General features: G+C 68.4%; 12 protein-coding genes and 2 tRNA genes. 8 read left to right on the top strand and 6 right to left on the bottom strand.

The window, feature by feature from the left end:
• Window positions 1-7 precede the first annotated feature (7 nt).
• From msrB to WS49_RS14790, 4 genes are all read left to right on the top strand, one after another.
• Complete coding sequence (msrB, locus tag WS49_RS14805; protein WP_059529717.1) at window positions 8-439, top strand: peptide-methionine (R)-S-oxide reductase MsrB; 432 nt, start codon at window positions 8-10, stop codon at window positions 437-439.
• Between the two features lie 124 nt (window positions 440-563).
• On the top strand, window positions 564-1,094 hold the full coding sequence (locus tag WS49_RS14800; RefSeq protein ID WP_011352350.1) for a septation protein A: 531 nt from the start codon (window positions 564-566) through the stop codon (window positions 1,092-1,094).
• 1 nt (window position 1,095) lies between these two features.
• Window positions 1,096-1,404 (top strand): BolA family protein, encoded by a 309-nt coding sequence (locus tag WS49_RS14795; protein WP_059529714.1) that lies wholly within the window; start codon window positions 1,096-1,098, stop codon window positions 1,402-1,404.
• An 18-nt stretch (window positions 1,405-1,422) separates the two neighbouring features.
• Complete coding sequence (locus tag WS49_RS14790; protein ID WP_059529712.1) at window positions 1,423-2,205, top strand: peptidylprolyl isomerase; 783 nt, start codon at window positions 1,423-1,425, stop codon at window positions 2,203-2,205.
• Window positions 2,206-2,370: 165 nt separating this feature from the next.
• On the opposite strand, the gene WS49_RS14785 is transcribed toward WS49_RS14790, so the two are convergent.
• Together WS49_RS14785 and purL are read right to left on the bottom strand one after the other, a co-directional pair.
• Window positions 2,371-2,913: a GNAT family N-acetyltransferase gene (locus WS49_RS14785; RefSeq protein ID WP_059529709.1), complete on the bottom strand. Its 543-nt coding sequence runs from the start codon at window positions 2,911-2,913 to the stop codon at window positions 2,371-2,373.
• Complete coding sequence (gene purL, locus WS49_RS14780) at window positions 2,913-6,977, bottom strand: phosphoribosylformylglycinamidine synthase (protein WP_059529706.1); 4,065 nt, start codon at window positions 6,975-6,977, stop codon at window positions 2,913-2,915. The genes WS49_RS14785 and purL overlap by 1 nt, the downstream gene beginning before the upstream one ends.
• Before the next feature lie 330 nt (window positions 6,978-7,307).
• Here purL and WS49_RS14775 point away from each other — a divergent pair, with 330 nt between their 5' ends.
• The 3 genes from WS49_RS14775 (at window position 7,308) to pgi (ending at window position 11,939) form a co-directional block, all read left to right on the top strand.
• Window positions 7,308-8,609 (top strand): FAD-dependent oxidoreductase, encoded by a 1,302-nt coding sequence (locus WS49_RS14775; RefSeq protein WP_059529703.1) that lies wholly within the window; start codon window positions 7,308-7,310, stop codon window positions 8,607-8,609.
• Window positions 8,610-8,660: 51 nt separating this feature from the next.
• Complete coding sequence (locus WS49_RS14770) at window positions 8,661-10,205, top strand: NAD(P)H-hydrate dehydratase (protein ID WP_059529700.1); 1,545 nt, start codon at window positions 8,661-8,663, stop codon at window positions 10,203-10,205.
• A gap of 111 nt (window positions 10,206-10,316) precedes the next feature.
• The gene (gene pgi, locus WS49_RS14765) at window positions 10,317-11,939 is read left to right on the top strand and encodes a glucose-6-phosphate isomerase (RefSeq protein ID WP_059529697.1); all 1,623 of its coding nucleotides are present in this window, start codon (window positions 10,317-10,319) and stop codon (window positions 11,937-11,939) included.
• Window positions 11,940-12,014: 75 nt separating this feature from the next.
• Here pgi and WS49_RS14760 read toward each other — a convergent pair whose 3' ends face one another.
• Window positions 12,015-12,716 carry an ABC transporter ATP-binding protein gene (locus tag WS49_RS14760; protein ID WP_059529693.1) on the bottom strand — a complete coding sequence of 234 codons (702 nt, stop codon included), beginning with the start codon at window positions 12,714-12,716 and terminating at the stop codon, window positions 12,015-12,017.
• Between WS49_RS14760 and WS49_RS14755 the strand changes: the two genes are divergently transcribed.
• Window positions 12,715-13,389, top strand: a complete 675-nt coding sequence (locus WS49_RS14755; protein WP_059529690.1) for an arylesterase — start codon at window positions 12,715-12,717, stop codon at window positions 13,387-13,389. The two genes, WS49_RS14760 and WS49_RS14755, sit on opposite strands and share 2 nt — an antisense overlap.
• A gap of 114 nt (window positions 13,390-13,503) precedes the next feature.
• Here the strand turns inward: WS49_RS14755 and WS49_RS14750 are convergent, their stop codons facing one another.
• From WS49_RS14750 to WS49_RS14740, 3 genes are all read right to left on the bottom strand, one after another.
• Window positions 13,504-15,438: a SurA N-terminal domain-containing protein gene (locus WS49_RS14750; protein WP_059529687.1), complete on the bottom strand. Its 1,935-nt coding sequence runs from the start codon at window positions 15,436-15,438 to the stop codon at window positions 13,504-13,506.
• 137 nt (window positions 15,439-15,575) lie between these two features.
• Window positions 15,576-15,652: transfer RNA gene (locus WS49_RS14745), tRNA-Asp, on the bottom strand.
• A gap of 23 nt (window positions 15,653-15,675) precedes the next feature.
• Window positions 15,676-15,751 (bottom strand) — tRNA-Val (locus WS49_RS14740).
• Window positions 15,752-15,926 lie beyond the last annotated feature (175 nt).

The raw sequence follows: 15,926 nt of genomic DNA, 5'->3' as shown, positions 1-15,926 counted from the left end.
CATCCACATGTCACACGATTCCGACGACAAGACCTTCCCGTACCAGAAGGACGACGCCGAACTGCGCCGCCGGCTCACGCCGATGCAGTACGAGGTCACGCAGCATGCGGCGACCGAGCGCGCCTTCACCGGCGAATACACCGACACCGAGGACGCCGGTATCTACAAATGCGTCGTCTGCAGCACGCCGCTGTTCGAATCCGGCGCCAAGTTCCATTCGGGCTGCGGCTGGCCCAGCTACTTCAAGCCGCTCAACGGCGAGGTGATCGACGAGAAGATCGACCGCTCGCACGGCATGGTGCGCGTCGAGGTCCGCTGCAACCATTGCGGCGCGCATCTCGGCCACGTGTTCGAGGACGGACCGCGCGACAAGACCGGTTTGCGGTACTGCATCAATTCGGCTGCGTTAAACTTCGAGTCCCGACCCGAAAACGAATGAGCGGCACCGGACGGATCGGTCGGACAGCCTGCCCGGCTGCCCCGATCCCGGACGGTGGCGCCTGGCGGGTCCCCACAACGGTGAACGGCCGCGCGATGCGGCCTTTCACGCAGCTGCGAGCGCCATGAAATTCCTGTTCGATCTGTTTCCGATCATCCTGTTTTTCGCCGCCTTCAAGGTCTGGGGCATCTTCACCGCCACCGCCGTCGCGATCGTCGCGACACTGGCCCAGGTCGCGTGGGTGGCCTTCCGGCACCGGAAGGTCGACACGATGCTGTGGGTCAGTCTCGGCGTGATCGTCGTCTTCGGTGGCGCCACTCTCGTCCTGCATGACGAGAAATTCATTCAATGGAAACCGACTGTGCTGTACTGGCTGTTTGCGATCGGGCTGCTCGCCGCACGCTATGCGTTCGGCAACAACCTGATCGAGAAGATGATGGGCAAGCAGCTCACGCTGCCGCACCCCGTGTGGGACAAACTGAACGTCGCGTGGGCGCTGTTCTTCGCGGTGCTCGGCGTCGCGAACCTGTACGTGGTGCACAACTTCACCGAATCGCAGTGGGTGAACTTCAAGCTGTTCGGCACGACGGGCGCGATGGTCGTGTTCATCATCCTGCAGAGCCTGTGGCTCACGAAGTACCTGAAGGACGAATGACATGACCGACGCCTTTCTCGCCGCCTCTCCCGACGAACGCATCGCGCTGATCGAAGCGCGCCTGAGCGCAGCGCTCGCGCCGCTGTCGCTCGCGGTGCGCGACGACAGCGCGCAGCACGCGGGCCACGCCGGCGCGGCCGCCGGCGGCCACTACACGGTGACGATCGTGTCGGCCGCCTTCGCGGGCAAGCCGCGCGTCGCGCGGCACCGGCTGGTGTATGATGCGCTCGCTGATGCGATGCAGCGCGGCATTCACGCGCTCGCGATCGTGGCTTATACGCCCGAAGAATTCAACGAATCTTCAATCTAGTCTCAACAGGAATTCCCGATGATCCTGAAATCCCCCCGCCTGTGGGTCGCGGCGGCTGCATTCGCAGCGGCACCGGCATTCGCCCAGAACATCGCCGTCGTCAACGGCACGCCGATTCCGAAGTCGCGCGCCGATGCGATGGTCGCGCAGCTCGTCCAGCAAGGCCAGACCGACAGCCCGCAGCTGCAACAAGCCGTGCGCCAGGAACTCGTGAACCGCGAAATCCTGATGCAGGAAGCGATCCGCGAAGGCATCCCGAACCGTCCGGACGTGAAGGCGCAGGTCGCCGTCGCGCAACAGACGGTCGTGCTGCGCTCGATGATCGAGAGCTTCCTGAAGAAGAACCAGCCGACCGACGCGGAAGTGAAGGCGCGCTATGACGATCTCGTGAAGGGTGCCGGCGGCAACCGCGAGTATCACCTGCACCACATCCTCGTCGACAGCGAGCAGCAGGCGAAGGACCTGATCGCGAAGATCAAGGCCGGCGCGAAGTTCGAGGATCTGGCCAAGCAGTACTCGAAGGATCCGGGCTCGGGCAAGAACGGCGGCGACCTCGACTGGTCCGATCCGAAGGCGTACGTGCCGGAATTCGCGGCCGCCGCGCAGAAGCTCCAGAAAGGCCAGATGACCGACGCGCCGGTGAAGACGCAGTTCGGCTGGCACATCATCCGTGTCGACGACGTCCGCGACATCGCCCCGCCGCCGTTCGACCAGGTGAAGGCGCAGATCGCGCAGCAGCTCGTTCAGCAGAAGCTGCAGGCGTTCGAGGAAGGCCTGCGCCAGCAGGCGAAGATCCAGTAACGTCGGCGACGATCGCCCACGCAAAGGCCGCTCCCCGGAGCGGCCTTTTTCTTTGTCATGCTCGCTTGCGGTCGGCCGACCCACGCGGTGGCCGCGCAAAGAAAAAGCCGCTTCGAGGCGGCTTTTCAGGACTGCGGGGTAGCGTTCGGGCAGCGCGGCGAACCGCTATGCCGGATAAAACACATCGTGGTAGCGGACTTCGCCCGACGGCCGCGGCGCGTCTTCGTCGAACGCCAGCGCGAGAAAATACTCGGGCGGCGCATCCGGGAACACCAGATCGCCGGACTGCGCGAAGTCGAAACGCGCGTAATACGCGGGATCGCCGAGCACGACGCAGCCGCGCGCACCGAGCCGGCGCAACGCGTCGAGCCCCGTGCGCACGAGCCCCGCGCCGATGCTTTGCCGCTGGCAGTCGGGCAGCACCGCGAGCGGTGCGAGCCCGTACCACTGCTGGCTGCCGGCCGGCTCGCCGCCGATCGACACCGGCGAAAACGCGACGTGACCGATCACGCGCTCGTCGCGCTCCGCGACGAGCGACACGCTGAGCACACCCTCCGCGCGCAGCGCATCGACGATCTGCCGTTCGAACCGACCGTGCTGCGGCTCGTCCGCGAACGCGGCCACGATCACGCGACCGATCGCATCGACATCGCTCGCGTGTTCGTCGCGCAGCGTGACGATCTCGACCGGTGCGTGCGGATCGAACATCAGCCGATCCAGCGGCGTGCGTTACGGAACACGCGCATCCACGGGCTCGCTTCGCCCCAGCCTTCCGGATGCCAGCTCATCGTGACCGTGCGGTGCACGCGCTCCATGTGCGGCATCAGCACCGAGAAGCGGCCGTCGGCCGTCGTGACCGACGTGATGCCGGCCGGCGAGCCGTTCGGGTTGAACGGATAACGCTCGGTCGCCTCGCCACGGTGGTCGACGTAGCGCATCGCGACCGCGACGCGATCGATGTCGCCCTGCTGCGAGAAGTCCGCATAGCCTTCGCCGTGGGCGACCGCCACCGGAATCCGCGAGCCTTCCATCCCCGCGAAGAAGATCGACGGCGACTTCTCCACTTCGACGAACGAGAAGCGCGCCTCGAACTGCTCCGACTTGTTGCGCGTGAACTTCGGCCATGCCTCCGCGCCCGGAATCATCGACGCGAGGCTCGACAGCATCTGGCAACCGTTGCAGATGCCGAGCGCGAACGTGTCGGGACGCGCGAAGAAGGCCGAGAACATGTCGGCGAGATTCGCGTTGAAGCGGATCGTCTTCGCCCAGCCTTCGCCCGCACCCAGCACGTCGCCGTACGAGAAGCCGCCGCATGCCACCGCGCCCGCGAAATCGGCGAGCGTCGCGCGGCCGGCCAGCAGGTCGCTCATGTGCACGTCGTGCGCATCGAAGCCCGCGCGGTCGAACGCATAGGCCGTTTCGAGATGCGAATTCACGCCCTGCTCGCGCAGGATCGCGACACGCGGACGCGCGCCCGTCGCGATAAAGGGTGCTGCGATGTCGTCGGCCGGATCGAAGCTCAGCACCGGCGAGATGCCCGGGTCGGCCGCGTCCAGCAGCGCGTCGTATTCGGCGTCCGCGCAAGCGGGGTTGTCGCGCAGACGCGCGATGCGCCAGCTCACTTCGCTCCACGCGCGATGGAGCTCAGCGCGCGGCGCGTCGAACACCTTCTTCGCGTCGCGGTACACCTCGATCACGTCGCGATCGTTGACCGTGCCGATCACGTGCGAGCACGCCGACAGACCGAACTCGCGCAGCGCGCCGAGCACCGCGTCGCGATCGGCCGCGCGCACCTGCACGACGGCGCCGAGTTCTTCCGAGAACAGCGCGCGCAGCGTGCGATCCTCGCGACGGCCGCTCGTCTGCTTCGCCCAGTCCTTCGCGTCGCCGTAGTCCGATTCGTGATTCGGGTCGAGCGTCAGCATGTCGACGTTCAGCGACACGCCCGCGTGACCCGCGAACGCCATCTCGCACACCGTCGCCCACAGGCCGCCGTCCGAGCGGTCGTGGTACGCGAGCAGCTTGTCTTGCGCGTTGAGCGACTGGATCGCGTTGAAGAAGCGCTTCAGGTCTTCCGGATCGTCGACGTCCGGCGTCGTATCGCCGACCTGCTGCGTGACCTGCGCGAAGATGCTCCCGCCCATCCGGTTCTTGCCGCGGCCGAGATCGATCGCGATCAGCACGCTGTCGCCCGCGTCGGCGATGCGGCGCAGTTGCGGCGTCAGGTGGCGGCGCACGTCCTCGACCGGCGCGAACGCGGAGATGATCAGCGACACCGGCGACACCACTTCCTTCGCGACGCCCTGCTCGTCCCACTTGGTCTTCATCGACAGCGAATCCTTGCCGACCGGGATGCCGATCCCGAGCGCCGGGCACAGCTCCATGCCGATCGCCTTGACCGTGTCGAACAGCGCGGCGTCCTCGCCGGCCGTGCCGCACGCGGCCATCCAGTTCGCCGACAGCTTCAGCTTGTCGAGCGACGCGATCGGCGCGCTCGCGATGTTCGTGATCGCCTCGCCGACGGCCATGCGGCCCGATGCCGGCGCGTCGATCACCGCGAGCGGCGTGCGCTCGGCCATCGTCATCGCCTCGCCCTTGAAGCCCGCGTAGTCGAGCGCGGTCACCGCGCAGTCGGCCACCGGCACCTGCCACGGGCCGACCATCTGGTCGCGCACCGACGTGCCGCCGACCGAACGGTCGCCGATCGTGATCAGGAACGACTTGCTGCCGACCGTCGGGTGCTTCAGCACGTCGACCGCGACTTCCGACAGCGCGATGCCCGTCACCTCGACCGGCGCGCGCTCGGTCGCGACGCGCGCGACGTCGCGGTGCATCCGCGGCGGCTTGCCGAGCAGCACTTCCATCGGCATGTCGACCGGGAATTCCTCGATGCCCGTTGCTTCGTCGTCGACGAGCTTGAGCTGGCGTTCGTCGGTCGCGACGCCGACCACCGCGAACGGGCAGCGCTCGCGTGCGCAGATCGCCTCGAAGCGCGGCAGGTCGGCCGGCGCGATCGCCAGCACGTAGCGCTCCTGCGCCTCGTTCGACCAGATTTCACGCGGCGACAGGCCCGACTCCTCGAGCGCGACCTTGCGCAGTTCGAAGCGCGCGCCCTTGCCCGCGCCGTCGACGATTTCGGGGAACGCGTTCGACAGGCCGCCCGCGCCGACGTCGTGGATGCTCAGGATCGGGTTTTCCGCGCCGAGCTGCCAGCAGCCGTTGATCACTTCCTGCGCGCGCCGCTCGATTTCCGGGTTGCCGCGCTGCACCGAGTCGAAGTCGAGTTCGGCCGTGTTCGCGCCGGTCGCCATCGAGCTCGCCGCGCCGCCGCCCATGCCGATCCGCATGCCCGGGCCGCCGATCTGGATCAGCAGCGAACCTGCCGGCACGTCGTGCTTGTGCGTGTGTTGATCCGCGATGTTGCCGAGGCCGCCCGCGATCATGATCGGCTTGTGATAGCCGCGCACCTGGCCGCCGACGTTCTGCTCGTACACGCGGAAGTAGCCGCCGAGGTTCGGACGGCCGAATTCGTTGTTGAACGCGGCGCCGCCGAGCGGGCCGTCGATCATGATCTGCAGCGGCGACGCGATGCGGTCCGGGCGGCCGTACGGGCCGTGCGCATCGTTCGGGTTGCGCTCGCCGACCGGCTGCGCCGCGTCGCGTGCGTTCTCCCACGACTGGCGTGCGTCCGGCAGGTCGAGGTTCGACACGGTGAAGCCCGTGAGGCCGGCCTTCGGACGCGCACCGCGGCCCGTCGCGCCTTCGTCGCGGATCTCGCCGCCCGCGCCGGTCGCCGCACCCGGGAACGGCGAGATCGCCGTCGGGTGGTTGTGCGTCTCGACCTTCATCAGCGTGTGAGTGAGCTCGGTGTGACGACCGTAGCGTTCGCCCGGCTCGCCGGCCGCGCCCGCGTTGCGCGGGAACCAGCGCTCGGCTTCGGCGCCGACCATGATCGACGAGTTGTCCGAATACGCGACGATCGTGCCTTGCGGGCTCAGCTTCTCGGTGTTGCGGATCATCGCGAACAGCGACATGTCCTGCGCTTCGCCGTCGATCGTCCACTGTGCGTTGAAGATCTTGTGGCGGCAATGCTCGCTGTTCGCCTGCGCGAACATCATCAGTTCGACGTCGGTCGGGTTGCGTTCGAGCTTGCGGAACGCGTCGACCAGGTAGTCGATCTCGTCGTCGGCGAGCGCGAGGCCCAGCTCGACGTTCGCGCGCTCGAGCGCGGCGCGGCCGACGCCCAGCACGTCGACGGTCGCGAGCGGCTTGGCCGGCAGCTCGTCGAACAGGTGCTTCGCGTCGTCGCGCGCGGCGACCACGCTTTCGGTCATCCGGTCATGCAGCGCGGCCGCGACGGCTGCGCGCGCGTCGTCGGACAGCGCCTTCTTGCCGCCGAGCAGGCCCGACTTCAGCGTGACCGTGAATTCGACACCGCGTTCGATGCGGCGCACTTGCGTGAGGCCGCAGTGCTGCGCGATGTCGGTCGCCTTGCTCGCCCACGGCGAAACGGTGCCGAAGCGCGGCAGCACGACGAACGTCTCGGTCGTGCCCTTCTCGGCCGCCGGCTCGAACGGCGCGCCGTAGTGCATCAGTGCGTCGATGCGTGCGCTGTCGTCGGCCGACAGCGGCTCGGCCGCATTGACGAAGTGCAGGAACTGGCCGCGCACCGCGACGATGTTGGCGTCGATTTGCCTGAGCGTGTCGAGCAGACGGGTTTGACGGAAATCGGAGAGGGCCGAAGCGCCGGGAAAACACGAGAAGTGAGCCATGGGCTGGACTGACGTCGATGAGTCGCGCGAGGTGGCGACGTGGGGCGAAAGGAAGGCCGTAATTATACCCGGAAGTCGGCCGTCCCAGACCGGCTGATCGGCACCCGTCACGCACCGCAACGGTGCGGCGGCATCCGCGGCGCACAGCCGGCCGCCGCACCGGCAGGCACGGCCGCGGCGGCCGGCGACCACGCTATGGCGGAATCGGACGAGGTCGCGCGACGCCGGTTCGCGCGATTTTGGCGCTATCATTCCCGGTTCACCGGGCCGGGAGCCCGTCAGCGAATCCTCACCGGGCGGCATGCATGCCGCCCGTCATCGAAGCAATCCATGGATGTCATCGTCATCGGCGGCGGAATCAGCGGCGTCGCCACCGCCTACCAGCTGCGCGCGGCCGGCCATCGCGTGTGCGTGGTCGAACGCCACGCGACCGTCGCGCAGGGCGCGACCTACGGCGACGGCGGCACGCTGCTGCCGAGCCCGCTCGACGTCTGGTTCGGGCCGACCTTCATGCGCCAGCGCCAGCCGCAAGACACCGGCATCGTCTACAAGCCCGGCTTCAACGGCGGCGTGCGCCGCTTCGTCAAGCAGCTCGCCGCGCTGCGCGAGCCCGACGCATTCGCCGCGCAGTATGCGCGGCTGCGCCCGCTGATCGACGCGTCGCGCGAGTCGCTCGCCGACATCGAGGCGCGCCTCCAGCTCGAATTCGAGCAGAAACCCGGAATCCTGCACGTCGTGCGCGACCCGCGCGACTGGGAAGCGCTGCAACCGGCACTCGACCTGCTGCGTGCGCTCGACCAGCCGTACCGGGTGCTCACGGCCGGCGAATGCGCGGCGCTCGAGCCGTCGGTGCCGGCCGAGCCCGGCTTTGCCGGCGGCGTGCTGCTCGAGAGCGAGCGCACCGGAAATTGCCCGCTGTTCGCGAAACTGATCAAGCAGACGCTCGACGAGCACGGCGTGCAGTTCCGCTTCGGCGCGGACGTCGCCGCGATCCGCGTCGACACCGGCCGGGCCGCGGTCGAGCTCGCGCCGGCCGGCGGCCGGCACGCGACGAAGGCGCACGAGGTCGACGTGATGTCGGCCGACGCGATCGTGGTCGCCGCGGGCGCCGGCAGCCTGCCTCTGCTGGAGCGGCTCGGCTGGCGGCTGCCGCTGCATCCGGTGCGCACGCATACGCTGACCGCCCCGGTCGCGTACGAAGAACATGCGCCGCACCTGAGCGTCGTCGATTCGATCAAGCGGATCTCGATCACGCGCACCCACCAGCGGCTGCGCATCGGCGGCGGCGCCGTGCTGCAGAGCCTCGCCGACACCGCGAAGCCGCTCCCCGAGCCACTGTCCGAGGCCGCGCTCGCGCTGCTCGGCCAGGCCGTCCACGACTGGGTGCCGGGCGCCGCGAAGATTTCCGCCGCGCTGTCGTGGCAAGGCACGCAGCTGCTGTCGCCGGACGGCCTGCCGGTCGTCGGTCCGACCCCGCATCCGCGCGTGTTCGTCAATTTCGGGCATGGCCCGGCCGGTTGGGGCCTCGCGTGCGGGTCTGCTAAAGTGGTGACAGACTGTCTGAGCGGCGACACGCAGCAGTGGCCCGCCGACACGCTCGCCGCGCTGAGTCCCGCGCGCTTCACGACCTGACCGCCACGGGCCCGTCCCGGGGCGGCCTCCTCCCGCCGCCATGACCCCGCGATGACGAATCCCCGCCCGCTTCCCGACTCCGCCCCGCTCGCGCTGCTGCGCGTCGCCGACCTGCGCGCGGCCGAGGCCGCCGCGACCGCCGAACTGCCGCCGCACACGCTGATGGGCCGCGCGGGCGCCGCCGCCGCGCGCTGGCTGTCCGAACGGGTGGCCGGAGACGACCGCCCGGTCTGGTTCGCGGTCGGCCCCGGCAACAACGGCGGCGACGCGCTGGTGGCCGCCGCGCAACTGCAGCAGCTCGGCGTCGCGACGCAGGCCTGGATGCCGGTGCCGGTCAAGCCCGACGATGCGCAATGGGCGCTCGGCCTCGCGCGCGCGGCCGGCGTGCCGCTGTCGACCGAACCGCCCGCCTCGCTCGACGATTTCGTGTGGGTCGTCGACGGATTGTTCGGCATCGGCCTCGCGCGCGCACTCGACGGACCGTTCGCCGCCCAGGCCGCGCGCATCGCCGCACATGCCCGAAGCGGCGGCCGCGTGCTCGCGCTCGACGTACCGAGCGGGCTCGACAGCGACACGGGCCGGATCGTCGGCGCGGGCGTGGCCGTCACCGCGACGCACACGCTCACCTTCATCGGCGCGAAGCCGGGGCTTTATACCGGCGACGGCCGCGACCTCGCCGGCGAGATCGACATCGCGTCGCTCGACGTCGCACCGCCCGCCGCGCCGGCCGTCGTGCTGAATGCACCGGCACGGTTCGCCGCCGCGCTGCCCGCCCGCGCGTTCGCTTCGCACAAGGGCACGTTCGGCAGCCTGGCGGTGCTCGGCGGCGACACCGGTATGTGCGGCGCGCCGATCCTCGCCGCGCGTGCCGCGCTGTTCGCGGGCGCCGGCAAGGTGCATGTCGGCTTTCTCGGCGCAGGCGCGCCGCCGTACGACCCACCGTTTCCCGAACTGATGCTGCATCCCGCGGACAGCCTCGAGCTCGATGCGATGTCCGCGATCGCGGCAGGCTGCGGCCTCGGCGCGCGCGAGGCCGCGGTCGCCCTCGTGCGCGACGTGCTCGCGCAGGACGCCGCGACGCTGCTCGACGCCGACGCGCTGAACCTCGTCGCGACGCACGCCGACCTCGCCGCCGCCGTCGCCGCCCGCGGCGCCCGGGGCAACGCGTGCGTGCTGACGCCGCATCCGCTCGAGGCAGCGCGGCTGCTCGGCAGCGATACCGCGACGGTGCAGCACGACCGGCTGGCCGCGGCGCAGGCGCTGGCCGCGCGCTACGCGAGCATCGTCGTGCTGAAGGGTTCGGGCACGGTGATTGCGGCGCCCGACGGCCGCCTGACGATCAATCCGACCGGCAATGCGGCGCTCGCCACCGGCGGCACCGGCGACGTGCTCGGCGGCCTGATCGGCGCGTTGCTCGCGCAGCGCGTCGCGCCGTACGAAGCCGCGCTTGCGGGCGTTTACCTTCACGGCCTCGCGGCCGACACGCTGACCGCGAACGGCACGGGGCCGGCCGGCCTCACCGCGGGCGAACTCGCGCCGATGGTGCGCACGCTGATCAATCGCCTTTTTTACCCGTCGGCGCGCGCCGACATATAACGCCGCTATACTGGGTGCCCCGCCGCACGGCGGGCCCGCTCGTCCGCCGGCGTTCCGATCCCGATGCACCGGCGCGGCATTCCTCCCGATTCACGCTTCACTCGAACCGCCATGACGCTGAATTCGCTCCCCGCCTGGACTGCCCTTCAATCCCACTTCGAACAAATCCGCCACGCGCGGCTGCGCGACTGGTTCGCGCCGGAAAACGACCGCGCGCCGACCCGCGCCGAACGCTTCACGATCCCCGGCGGCGGCCTTGCGGCCGACTTCTCGAAGAACCGCATCAACGACGACACGCTGCGCCTGCTCGTGCAGCTGGCCCGCGAAGCGGGCGTCGAGGCGCGCCGCGACGCGATGTTCGCCGGCGAGATCGTCAACCCGACCGAAGGCCGCGCCGCGCTGCACACGGCGTTGCGCGCGACCGACCCGCACGCGCCGTTCCATGCGCAGGTCAGCGCCGAGCGCGCGAAGATGGCGACCTTCGCACGCGCCGTGCGCAGCGGCGCGTGGACCGGCTACACCGGCAAGCGCATCCGCCACGTGATCAACATCGGCATCGGCGGCTCGGATCTCGGACCGAAGATGGTCACGCACGCGCTGCACCATGTCGCGACGCCCGACATTTCGACTCATTTCGTGTCGAACGTCGACGGTGCCGATCTCGCGCGCGTGCTCGAACAGGTCGACCCGGAGGAAACGCTCGCGATCATCGTGTCGAAGACCTTCACGACGCTCGAGACGATGACGAACGCACGCTCGCTGCGCGACTGGTTCGTCGCGCGCGGCTGCCCGGAAGATGCGCTGGCGAAGCACTTCGTCGGCGTGTCGGCGAACCCGGCCGAAGTCGTGAAGTTCGGCATCTCCGCCGACAACGTGTTCGAAATGTGGGACTGGGTCGGCGGCCGCTATTCGCTGTGGTCGGCGGTCGGCCTGTCGATCATGATCGCGATCGGGCCCGAGCAGTTCGACGAACTCCTCGCCGGCGCGAACGACATGGATCGCCATTTCCGCGAAGCGCCGCTCGAGCGCAACCTGCCGGTGCTGCTCGGCCTGATCGGCATCTGGTATCGCAACTTCTTCGGCTCGCAGAGCTATCTCGTCGCGCCGTATTCGGAAGCGCTGCACTACCTGCCGTCGTACCTGCAGCAGCTCGAGATGGAAAGCAACGGCAAGTCCGCACGCCTGGACGGCACGTTCGTCGACTACCCGACGTCGGCCGTCACGTGGGGCGAGCCGGGCACCAACGGCCAGCACGCGTTTTTCCAGATGCTGCACCAGGGCCCGACGATCGTGCCGATCGACTTCATCGCGGTGCTGACGCCCGAGCATCCGCTCGCGAGCCATCATCCGAAGCTGCTCGCGAACTGCTTCGCGCAGAGTGAAGCGCTGATGCTCGGCCGCACGCTCGACGAAGCGCGCAAGGTCGCCGGCCCCGGCAAGGAAGCGCTCGCGCCGCACCTGACCTTCCCCGGCAACCGCCCGACGACGACGCTGCTGGTGGATGCGCTGACGCCGCGCACGCTTGGCGCGCTGATCGCGCTCTACGAGCACAAGGTGCTGGTGCAGGCAACGGTGTGGGACATCAATCCGTTCGACCAGTGGGGCGTCGAGCTCGGCAAGATTCTCGGCAAGGTCGTCGAAGCCGACCTGTCGGCCGAATCGGTCGATCCCGCGAAGCACGATTCGTCGACGACCGCGCTGATCGAGCGCGCGCGTGCGGCGCTCAAGCGCTGACGCGACAGCGTCGAACGCACGCCGGCCGCATCGGGTGAGCCACCCTGCGCGGCCGGCAAGAAATTCGGTCTCGCGCTATGCCGCGTGCGGCGCGACGATGCGGCCGGCGTCGATGGTGATCGTCGTCGCGCAGCGCCGCGCGAGTTCGGCGTCGTGCGTGACGAGCACGAGCGTTGCGCCGTGCGTGCGGTTCAGTTTGAACATCAGGTCGATGACGGCGTGGCCGGTGGCGGCATCGAGACTGCCGGTCGGTTCGTCGGCGAACAGGATTGCGGGATGCGTGACGAATGCGCGCGCAAGCGCGACGCGCTGCTGCTCGCCACCCGACAGCAGCTTCGGATAATGCGCGGTGCGCTCGCCGAGACCGACCTGCACGAGCAACGCGCGCGCCCGATCGGCGGCGTCGCGCGCGTTGATGCCGCCTTGCAACTCGAGCGGAAGCATCACGTTCTCGAGTGCCGTCAGGTGCGGCATCAACTGAAACGACTGGAACACGAATCCGACCGCGCCGTTGCGCAGCGCGGCGCGCTCGTCCTCGTCGAGCTGGTCGAGCGCGCGGCCGAGCAGGCGAACCGTGCCGCTCGTCGCGCTGTCCAACCCCGCAAGCAGGCCGAGCAGCGTCGATTTGCCCGACCCCGATGCACCGACGATCGCGAGGCTGCTGCCGGGCCGCACGGCGAACGTGATGCCGTCGAGGATCGTCAGCTCGCCCGTTGCGTCGGCGACCCGCTTGCACACGTCATGGACTTCGATGATCGGATCGGTAATCTTGAACATGGACACGACATTCCGCTGGAAAAGACGCGCGGCGTTCGCCGCGCTGCTGGGTACCCTGCTCGCAGCAAACGTGCCCGCACGCGCCGCAACGGCGGCGGCCTCGACATCGGGCCAGCCCGCGCTCGTCGTGCTCGGCGACAGCCTGTCGGCCGAATACGGGTTGCCACGCGACACCGGCTGGGTTGCGTTGCTGCGGCAACGGCTCGCGACCGAGCGAATCGATTATAGCGTCGCGAACGCAAGCGTCAGCGGCGACACCACGAGCGGCGGCCGCGCGCGACTGCCTGCGGTGCTGCAACGGCTCAAGCCGTCGATCGTCGTCGTCGAGCTCGGCTCGAACGACGCGCTGCGCGGCGTGCCGCTCGCGACGACCGAACAGAACCTGCGCGACATCATCGCCGATGCGCGGCAAGCGCGCGCGAAGGTCGTGCTGATCGGCATGTACGTGCCGCCCAACTACGGGCCCGATTACACGCAGAAATTCCATGCGGTCTACACGCGCCTGTCGAAGGAACTCGGCGTACCGCTCGTGCCATTCCTGCTGGCCGGCATCGAGAACAAGCCGGAGATGTTCCAGTCGGACCAGATGCATCCCGCGCAGCAGGCGCAGGGCATCCTGCTCGACAACGTCTGGCCGGCGCTGAAGCCGCTGCTCGGCAAGCCGCGCGGCTGACCTCGCGGCGCGCCATCGCCGGAAAGCAAAAAGCCCCGCTACGAGCGGGGCTTTGTGTTGCTGCACGCGAAACACCGTGAACGGCGCTTCGCTTGGTTGTCGCTTGGTCGTGGCTTAGTTGCCGCCATCCTGCGACTGGCTCTGCGTGGTGCCGTACAGCTTCACCTTCGAGCGGTCGCGCAGCGCGGCGAGGTACGCCTCGCCTTCGCTTTGCGCTTCGACCTGCGCCATCTGCTGCTGTGCGGCCGCGAGCTGCTGCGGATCGACGGCCGTGCCCGGGATCACCGCGTTCACGCGATAGATCGCGTAGCCGTCCGCGCCGAGATCGACACCGACGTATGCCGGCAGCGTCTTCGCATCGACCTTGTAGACGGCGCTCAGCGCCGCCGGCGTGAGGCCCTGCGACTGCGTGCGCGACACCTTCTGCGCGGCCGTGAAGCCATCGACCGACTTCGACTTCTGCAGCTCGGCCAGCTTCGCCGCGCCGTCCTTCTTCGCGCGTTCCGCGGCCTGCTCGGCGATGACCTTCTGACGCACCGCGTCCTTGATCGTGTCGAGCGCCGGCACGGCCGCCGGCTTGTAGTCGGTCACGCGCGCCGAGATCAGCGTGTTGTTGCCCACGTCGATCGCCTGCGTGTTGTTCTGGCTCTTCACCGAGTCGTTCGCGAACACCGCAGCGAGGAACTTCGGATTGTTCAGCGGGCTCGTCGGCGGCAGTTGCGGATTCGGCGTCGGCGTGACGGTGGCCGTCTGGATCGTCAGCTTGTACTTGTCGGCGGCCGGCTGCAGCGTCTTCGCCTTTTCATAGACGGTTGACGTGAAGCCTTCCGCGTTGTCGGAGAACGCCTTCGCCGCGTATTGCTGCTTCAGGTCGACTGCGATCTGGTCCTTCACGTCGGCGAACGGCTTGACCACCGACGGCTTCACTTCCGTCGCCTTCAGGATGTGGAAACCGAGATCCGATTGCACGATACCGCTCACGTCGCCCTGCTTCAGCGCGAACGCGGCATCGTCGAACGCCTTGCCGCCCGCCGTCGAGCCACGCGTGATGAAGCCCAGATCGCCGCCCTTCGCCGCCGACGGCGCGTCCTGCGAGCTCTTCTGCGCGATCTGCGCGAACTGGTCCGGATGCGCCTTCACGTCGGCCAGCAGTTGCTCGGCCTTCGCCTTCGCGGCCGCCTTGTCGGCCGCGCCTGCGTCGCTCGCCGCGGCGATGAAGATGTGGCTCACGCGCACCTGCGCTTCCGAGCGGAAGTGCGTCGGGTTGTCGTCGTAGAACTTCTTGATGTCGGCATCGGTCGGCTGCGCGCTCGCGGCGGCAGCGGCCGGCGAATAGACGAGATACTGAATCGTCGCGGTTTCCGGCGTCGCGAAGCCCTGCTTGTGCGCGTCGTAGTATGCGGTGAGCTGTGCGTCGGTCGGCTGCACCTTCGACGCGTAGTCGCTCGTCTTCAGCACGAGCGCCTGCACTTCACGCTGCTGCGCAGCCAGTTCCGACAGCCGTTGCGCCGGCCCCTTCGGCGTGAATGCGCTCGCCACGATGCTCGCCGGAATCTGCTGCAGCGCGAGGCTGTAGCGCACGCGTTCCTGGTACTGCTCGGGCGTCATCCCCTGGAACGACAACAGTTGCGCGTAGCGCTGGACGTCGATCGTACCGTCGGGTTTCTTCAGCGACGCGATCATCGGGTCGCTCATCAGCGCGTCGCGCACCGCGTTGTCGGATGCGGTCAGGTGCAGGCGCTGCGTCTCGTCGGCCAGCACGCGTTGCTGGATCAGGCCGTCGAGCACTTGCTTGCGATGTTCGGGCGTGTCGAATGCCTTGATGTCGAACTGCCCGCCGAGCGCCTGGCGCGCCTGGTCGATCTGCTGGCGGAACGCGCCGTCGAATTCGACCCGCGTGATCTTGTGCCCGTTGACCGCCGCGACGTTCGCGCTGTCGTCGAAGAAGCCGCGGAAACCTTGGATCCCGACGAAACCCAGCCCCGGCAACACGATCAGGAGCAGGAGCGCCATCATCAGGCGCTGGTGATTACGGAAGAAATCGAGCATGCGTGACGGGAAAATTGGACAAAACGTCCGATATTACAACATACGGGGTGGCACGGGAGAAAAGCAGGTGCGCAACGAACGGGCGCAACCGACGACGCAAATGAAAAAGCCCGCACGAGGCGGGCTTCTTCATTTTCTGGCGGAGCGGACGGGACTCGAACCCGCGACCCCCGGCGTGACAGGCCGGTATTCTAACCGACTGAACTACCGCTCCTTGGTCTGGCTGAATCAGGAAACTGGTGGGTGCTGAGGGGTTCGAACCCCCGACCTACGCCTTGTAAGGGCGCCGCTCTACCAGCTGAGCTAAGCACCCGTTTCCGATTCGTTCTGGCTGCGATCTGCGTTTCGGCATCAACAACCAGCGAGCCCGCAAGTTTAATTCATCCCCGATCATTTTGCCAAGCCCGTGCGCAAAAAATTTAACGCGCCGCTCAACCCACGATGTCGACGCACATAAAAAAACCCGCGGACACGCCGCGGGTTTCGTG

It is taken from the genome of Burkholderia sp. RF7-non_BP4 (assembly GCF_001521935.1).
Lineage (GTDB): Bacteria > Pseudomonadota > Gammaproteobacteria > Burkholderiales > Burkholderiaceae > Burkholderia > Burkholderia diffusa.
This window is presented reverse-complemented; position numbering and strand designations above follow the sequence as displayed.

What these genes read in the sequence shown, in the direction of transcription:
- WS49_RS14800 (WP_011352350.1), top strand. Translation starts at nt 564, where the DNA reads ATGAAATTCCTGTTCGATCTGTTTCCGATCATCCTGTTTTTCGCCGCC.
- WS49_RS14755 (WP_059529690.1), top strand. Translation starts at nt 12,715, where the DNA reads ATGGACACGACATTCCGCTGGAAAAGACGCGCGGCGTTCGCCGCGCTG.
- purL (WP_059529706.1), bottom strand. Translation starts at nt 6,977, where the DNA reads ATGGCTCACTTCTCGTGTTTTCCCGGCGCTTCGGCCCTCTCCGATTTC.
- msrB (WP_059529717.1), top strand. Translation starts at nt 8, where the DNA reads ATGTCACACGATTCCGACGACAAGACCTTCCCGTACCAGAAGGACGAC.
- WS49_RS14750 (WP_059529687.1), bottom strand. Translation starts at nt 15,438, where the DNA reads ATGCTCGATTTCTTCCGTAATCACCAGCGCCTGATGATGGCGCTCCTG.
- WS49_RS14795 (WP_059529714.1), top strand. Translation starts at nt 1,096, where the DNA reads ATGACCGACGCCTTTCTCGCCGCCTCTCCCGACGAACGCATCGCGCTG.
- pgi (WP_059529697.1), top strand. Translation starts at nt 10,317, where the DNA reads ATGACGCTGAATTCGCTCCCCGCCTGGACTGCCCTTCAATCCCACTTC.
- WS49_RS14760 (WP_059529693.1), bottom strand. Translation starts at nt 12,716, where the DNA reads ATGTTCAAGATTACCGATCCGATCATCGAAGTCCATGACGTGTGCAAG.
- WS49_RS14785 (WP_059529709.1), bottom strand. Translation starts at nt 2,913, where the DNA reads ATGTTCGATCCGCACGCACCGGTCGAGATCGTCACGCTGCGCGACGAA.
- WS49_RS14770 (WP_059529700.1), top strand. Translation starts at nt 8,661, where the DNA reads ATGACGAATCCCCGCCCGCTTCCCGACTCCGCCCCGCTCGCGCTGCTG.
- WS49_RS14790 (WP_059529712.1), top strand. Translation starts at nt 1,423, where the DNA reads ATGATCCTGAAATCCCCCCGCCTGTGGGTCGCGGCGGCTGCATTCGCA.
- WS49_RS14775 (WP_059529703.1), top strand. Translation starts at nt 7,308, where the DNA reads ATGGATGTCATCGTCATCGGCGGCGGAATCAGCGGCGTCGCCACCGCC.